We start from the raw sequence: 1,733 nt of genomic DNA, 5'->3' as shown, positions 1-1,733 counted from the left end.
ACCAATAAAGTACAGCCTTAAACAGTACACCTGTAAAATGCCCCGGCTGTTTTTATAGTTGGGGTATTTTTTTACAACAGGAAAAAACAAATGCTGTTGTGGTGGTGTTTTTTTTATGGTGTAATAATTAGTTGAAGTGATTTTTAAATATTGGTGCAATTTTTAGCAAACTATTTTTTGTTGATTTACCAACTTTTTTAATATCCACTTCATAGTAAAAACTAAGTAGATAATTGTGGCGGAGAGGTTGAACGCAATCAATAATTTCCTTTTCTGTAAATACTTTTCCTTATTTCGGTGGCTATGTTTTTTTGTTTTCTTTTCTTTGCAGCAAATTAAAAAACTAATGAGCAGCAAAGCTACCGTACACAATACCATGCGTATTTATCACCGTTACCTCGGTTTTTTTCTGGCGGGCATTATGGCTGTGTATGCCCTTAGCGGCATTGTGCTTATTTTTAGAGATACCAACTTTTTAAAACAAACCAAACAGGTACAGCAGCAATTGCAGCCGGGCCTTACTGCAGATGCATTGGGCAAAGCCATCCGCTCCCGTGATTTAAAAATAGAATCCATAAATGGTGATGTGCAAACTTTTAAAAACGGTACTTACAATAACGCCACCGGTGCAGTAAGTTATACCACCAAAACTTTACCTAAAATGGTAGAGAAATTAACGCACCTTCACAAGGCCAGTACCAAAGACCCTCTGTTTTACCTGAATATATTTTTTGGTGTATCGCTGTTGTTTTTTGTTATCTCCAGCTTTTGGATGTTTATGCCCAAGACGAGTATTTTTAAAAAGGGATTGTATTTTACGCTGGCGGGTGTGGTGTTAACGATTGTGCTGTTGTTGTTGTGAGAATGCAGCAAAATATAATAGTGAAGTGCCGCCATTTGTTTTTTACCAGCGGCGTTAGTATAGTAAGGCTTTTGTTATAACAGTTTTATGTGAATAGCTTTTGTAAATTTAACAGTGGGTTTATGATGACCGCTGGATGAAGAGCAGACGAGGGAGTTGCTAAGTAAGGAATACTTGCGCCGGCAGAAAAGAATATTGTCAGTATTGGCGCAAGTGCCCAGTTTACCGGGTCACTTGCTCCTCCTTAGTTCTGCAAGACTACCTCAGTAGGCGGGATAAGTTGTGTCCGAATTAAGTGTTACAAATGGTGATCATGTTTTGTTAATAATAATGGTTGCAATAAACCTGCTCATCAAAAGCCCTACCGGGCATTATAATATTTAATGAAGGCTGCTGTTACATCTGCACTGTCGCCTATTGCCAGTATTAACCCGGCATTTCCCATTTTTTCACCGTCAAAAATTACCTGGTAATTATTTGCTTTGGAAAATTCAGTCATCGCTTTACCAATATCCAGCAACAGAGGCCCCAGTACAACATCACTGCGTTTTTTATAACGGATGGTAGCATCTTCTTGCTTGCGTTTTAAACCGGCCTCCAGTTTTTCACTTTCAGCAACCTTTGCCTGCCTGATTGTAAGATTCTGCTGGTCTTGAATCTCTCTTGATAACGATTGCAGTTTGGCCTGCATACCCTCCAGCTCTTTTGTAAGCGGCTTAAACTCGTTTTCCAATGTGGTTAAACTGTTGGTGTACTTTACAATGCCATTTTTAGCATCGTCAAAAGCTGCAGGGTAAATAATGCCGATTTTGCCGCCCGCCTGGGCAGTTGCGGTTGTTGCAAAAAGAATGGTGAACATGATGCCTGATAC

At 39.4% G+C, this 1,733-nt stretch carries 2 protein-coding genes; one reads left to right on the top strand and one right to left on the bottom strand.

Annotated features, from left to right (window positions below; genetic code table 11):
- Nucleotides 1-346: 346 nt before the first annotated feature.
- Nucleotides 347-862 carry a hypothetical protein gene (locus tag ACY651_RS15680; protein WP_462254436.1) on the top strand — a complete coding sequence of 172 codons (516 nt, stop codon included), beginning with the start codon at nt 347-349 and terminating at the stop codon, nt 860-862.
- A gap of 361 nt (nt 863-1,223) precedes the next feature.
- Here the strand turns inward: ACY651_RS15680 and ACY651_RS15675 are convergent.
- The coding region (locus tag ACY651_RS15675) for an OmpH/Skp family outer membrane protein (RefSeq protein WP_462254434.1) at nt 1,224-1,733 on the bottom strand (510 nt) is incomplete at its 5' end.

Source organism: Ferruginibacter sp., from assembly GCF_031391665.1.
Classification (GTDB): Bacteria; Bacteroidota; Bacteroidia; order Chitinophagales; family Chitinophagaceae; genus Ferruginibacter.
Note: the sequence above shows the minus strand (reverse complement) of the source record. Positions and strands in the feature narration are given on the sequence as shown.